We start from the raw sequence: 4,460 nt of genomic DNA, 5'->3' as shown, positions 1-4,460 counted from the left end.
CTTTCGCTCGCCTTTTACGACCTACGGTCGCTAATTATTTATTCGCCTTGCTACCGATATCCGTACGATAGAAGAGGCCTTCTGTGTTTTGTTTGTTGAGTTCGTTGTAGATAATATTTTGGCCGTCTTTAACGGTGTCTGCTGTGGTGACGAGCATGTAAACACGTCCGCCGTTTGAGAGAAGGTCTTGGCCGTTTTCAGCGAATTTGGCACCAGCATAGTAAGTGATGATATCACCTTCTGTCTTGGCTGGAAGCTTGACACCTTTCTCATAAGCGAGTGGGTAGCCGTTTGAAGCTACAACCACGCCCAGTGTCACCCCCTTGTCCGTCCAAGTGATGGCCGGCTCTTTGCCATCCAAAATGTCAGTGATGTTTTGTGCAAAGTCAGATGTCAAACGAGGCAAGATAATTTGCGTTTCAGGATCACCAAAACGAGCGTTGAACTCGATAACTTTCGGTCCATCAGCTGTCAAGATAAGCCCCGCGTAAAGGACACCAAGATACGGACGCCCTTCTTTGATCATGCCTTCAAGAACTGGCTTGACAATAGTGTCAACCGCTGTGTCAACCACGCTCTGTGGCAAGTGAGGAACTGGCGCATAGGCACCCATCCCACCAGTGTTAGGACCCTTATCGCCATCATAAGCACGTTTGTGGTCCTGAGCCGTTGGCATGATATAGAACTTGTCACCATTGACAAAGGCAAAGAGAGAGAACTCTTCCCCGTCAAGGAATTCCTCGATGACCACACGCGCACCTGAATCACCGAATTTATTATCCAAAAGCATCTCGTGAGCAGCTTCAACTGCTTGCTCAACCGTCTCCGCAACGACGACACCTTTCCCAAGGGCTAAACCATCTGCCTTGACGACGATTGGAGCGCCTTTCTCCTCGATATAAGCCTTAGCTTCCCCGAAATCTGAAAAGGTCCCATAGGCTGCTGTCGGAACGTTGTATTTGACCATGATTTCCTTAGCAAAATCCTTGGACCACTCCAGCTCAGCCGCAGCTTTGGTCGGACCAAAGGCTTTGAGTCCTGCCGCATTGAAATCATCTACGATACCAGCCGCAAGGGCATCATCTGGACCGATAAAGGTCCAAGCAATATCGTTGACTTTTGCGAAGTCAATCAGCTTAGAATGTTCGGAAATTCCGATATTGATCAAATCCAGACCGTCTAATCGCATCCCATCATTACCAGGAGCCACAAAAACCTGCTCAACGTTTGTAGACTCCAACAATTTCTTAGCAATCGCATGCTCACGACCGCCAGATCCAACAACCAAAAGTTTCATCTCGAACCTCTTTTGCGAATTATTTTATTAAATTATATCATAATCGTTCGTTTTATTCTAATGATTTCAGCAAAAGTCTCCTATTTTCAGTAGAATCCAAACATTTTTTGCTATTTTCTCCTATTTCTCATTTTTTTCCGAATAGTATAGGTGAGACCTACTAATTGACGAAAAGGAGTATTATGCAAACAATCAAAAAATTTGTCGTACTGACTTGTGCGACATGGGGGATGCAAGCCTCTATTGCTCATGCAGATCAAGCGACCAATGCTATCTATGCCGAAAAAGGGCAGCTGGTGATTCATCTTGGAAACGTCCCGGATAAATATCAAAAGATCCAAGTTCCCGTCTGGTCTGACCAAAATGGTCAAGATGACCTGATTTGGTATCCTGTGCAACGCAGTGACAAGGGATTTGACCTACAAGTGCCATTGACCAACCATTCTGATCAAGCCGGACTTTATCATGTCCATGTCTATGGGGTGGAGGCAAATGAACAGTTAACCGGTCTTTACCCTCTCACGACCAGCGTCCAGCAAAAAGACCTGGCTTCTTCCCAGCCCAAGATTACGATCACACCCATCTCCTCACAAGAATTTGAGGTAGACCTAAAGTTGTTCGAAGACGTTGACGAGATTGTCTTCCCCATCTGGTCAGAAGAAAACGGGCAGGATGATCTGGTCTGGTATCCCGCAAAGAAGATTGCACCTGGACACTTCCAACTGCGCTTTCAGGCCCAAAAGCACAAGGGAAGTGGCCTCTTTCACCTACACGTCTACCAAAAAAAGAAGGGGCAACTGCAAGGAATGTTTCCAACTACCTTTCAAGTGGAAAAGGCAAAGCCAAAGCTCACTCCACTCGCGACACATCCGGGAAACACCTACCCCATCGGTGAGTGCACCTGGGGAGCCAAAGAATTAGCCCCGTGGGCCCACAACTGGTGGGGAAACGGTGGCATGTGGGCAGCTAGTGCACGCACTGCGGGATTCCGGACAGGAAATACCCCAGAGGTCGGTGCCATCGCCTGTTGGGACAATGGGGGATATGGGCATGTCGCCTTAGTTACGGACGTCGAACATGACCAAAAAATTCAGATCCAAGAGGCTAATTACAACGGCCATCGCTATATCGACAACTTCCGTGGTTGGTTCGATCCGACCAATCCCGTCTGGGGAACGGTCACCTATATCTATCCCGATTAAGGTTTTCATGACAACCAGAACAGGCACCCATCCATTGATGAGTGCCTGTTTTGATTAATGACGGAAGTGACGAACACCTGTAAAGATCATGGTTAAACCGTATTTATCCGCAACTTCGATAGATTCTTGGTTGCTCATTAACCAGTTATATCAGAAAGGTTAAAAAGTAGCTCTCATTTAATCGTTTTTCATTTCGCGTATTTTTCTAGATGTGTTTGAATTTTTGGCATGATGAGATGCATGATTTTAAGATTCGTAAAAGCTATTACCATGGCCAATAAAAGATAGACAACGACTGATAACAAAGAAATGTCAGAAGGCCAATAGTGGGAAATAATCATTAGAACCATTGGCAATTCTAGGGTTACCGTGACGACTCCAGGAACATAGCCCCCAAATTGCAGGCACATGATATAATGGATTATGAAATGAGCTGTATAAGCTATTACAAAAGATAAATAGAGTAAACTGTTGTGAGTTATTTGGCAGAATCCAGAAATAAACACCAGGATGATAAATTCTTCGAACACACCTACTGCAAAAGTGGAACCTTGCGTAACGGAACCAAAGAACGGTTTCTTAAAAGTTTCTAACTTTTGATGATGCCGTGTTTTCCACAAGGGCATAAAAATTATTTCTTCAAAATCATGTAAAATAAATAAAATAGGCAGCATCCAAACATTAAAAAGAATGCTCATACCTTTACCTCCTTAATAACAACTAACAATTGTACAATGTTAAGAATAAATGATAATCATATATCACGCGCAACACTTTTAGTATAAAGATAAACTGTTACAAAAACAAGAGGTTAAGAGATATTGGCACAGTTTGACCAAAAGTGTGACAGGAAAGGAAAAATACCATGGAATATCAAACGCGACAATGGCTGGAGGAAGCCTTGTTCGATTTATTAGCAACTAAGAAGTCTCTCCAAAATATCAGCATTGCTGAACTCAGCGAGCATGCTCAGATTGCCAGACGAACATTTTATCGTTATTACCATTCAAAAGAGGAAGTTCTTACGAACTATTTAGACCGCTTAATCCAAGACTATATTATCGAACTTCAAACAGCAAAACTGACTAATTTTGAAGATTTAGTGAACCTTTTCTTTCAGTATTGGAGCCAGTACACTGAGCCATTAAAAATTTTGCAAGACGCAAACTTACTCGTGCTTATCTTGCAAAGGTCTTACGATAAGCTTCCTGCTACTTATACCACTGTCATGGCACCTTGGCACATCACAAATAGTGATCAAAGACAAATCAACTATGATATTAGATTCATTACCGGCGGTCTCTACAATATTTTTGATGAATGGTTAAAAGGAGATTATAAAGCCATACCTATTAACGAGCTAGTCACAACAACCTTAAACACCATAAAACGTATAAAAAATAGTTAAGTGAGAAACTGAGTTTTTCGAGATTAGTCATGAACAGCTCTAACAAATCATTTTAATAATTTCTAACACTAAAATGCTTATTGTTTTAGACATACAAAAAGAGAAGACAACTTACGTCTTCTCTTTTTGTTAGCGATAAATCCTTTATCACAGTTGATAATGAGCTAATTTTAAAATACCCATCAATGTCTAAAATGTCTTACTCCTGTGAAGACCATAGCCAATCCGTATTTATCCGCCGCTTCGATTGACTCTTGGTCACGGACTGATCCACCCGGTTGGATGATTGCTTTAATACCTGCTTTGGCGATTTCTTCCACGTTATCTGCAAATGGGAAAAAGGCATCTGAAGCAAGAACAGCGCCGTCAAGACGGTCTTTAGCTTGATCAATGGCGATACGGACGGAAGCCACACGGTTAGTTTGACCAGGGCCAACACCAAGTGTCATATGATCATTAGTTACGATGATACCATTTGATTTGACGTACTTGATAGCTTTCCAAGCAAACTCAAGAGCTGTCGCTTCTGTCTCAGTTGGTTGACGTTTCGTCA

5 protein-coding genes are annotated in these 4,460 nt (G+C 42.8%); 2 read left to right on the top strand and 3 right to left on the bottom strand.

The annotated features are described in order from the left end of the window. Nucleotides 1-34: 34 nt before the first annotated feature. Nucleotides 35-1,297: a phosphoribosylamine--glycine ligase gene (gene purD, locus PAN06_RS12975; RefSeq protein WP_269796535.1), complete on the bottom strand. Its 1,263-nt coding sequence runs from the start codon at nucleotides 1,295-1,297 to the stop codon at nucleotides 35-37. A gap of 182 nt (nucleotides 1,298-1,479) precedes the next feature. Between purD and PAN06_RS12970 the strand changes: the two genes are divergently transcribed. Then, complete coding sequence (locus tag PAN06_RS12970) at nucleotides 1,480-2,499, top strand: GBS Bsp-like repeat-containing protein (RefSeq protein ID WP_269796534.1); 1,020 nt, start codon at nucleotides 1,480-1,482, stop codon at nucleotides 2,497-2,499. Between the two features lie 188 nt (nucleotides 2,500-2,687). Here the strand turns inward: PAN06_RS12970 and PAN06_RS12965 are convergent, their stop codons facing one another. Beyond that, on the bottom strand, nucleotides 2,688-3,197 hold the full coding sequence (locus PAN06_RS12965; protein ID WP_269796533.1) for an HXXEE domain-containing protein: 510 nt from the start codon (nucleotides 3,195-3,197) through the stop codon (nucleotides 2,688-2,690). 167 nt (nucleotides 3,198-3,364) lie between these two features. Between PAN06_RS12965 and PAN06_RS12960 the strand changes: the two genes are divergently transcribed. Continuing rightward, nucleotides 3,365-3,907, top strand: coding sequence for a TetR/AcrR family transcriptional regulator (locus PAN06_RS12960; RefSeq protein ID WP_269796532.1), 543 nt, complete (start codon nucleotides 3,365-3,367; stop codon nucleotides 3,905-3,907). Between the two features lie 182 nt (nucleotides 3,908-4,089). Here PAN06_RS12960 and PAN06_RS12955 read toward each other — a convergent pair. Beyond that, the coding region (locus tag PAN06_RS12955; RefSeq protein WP_269796531.1) for an IMP cyclohydrolase at nucleotides 4,090-4,460 on the bottom strand (371 nt) is incomplete at its 5' end.

The organism is Streptococcus sp. SM3 (assembly GCF_027497875.1).
Note: the sequence above shows the minus strand (reverse complement) of the source record. Positions and strands in the feature narration are given on the sequence as shown.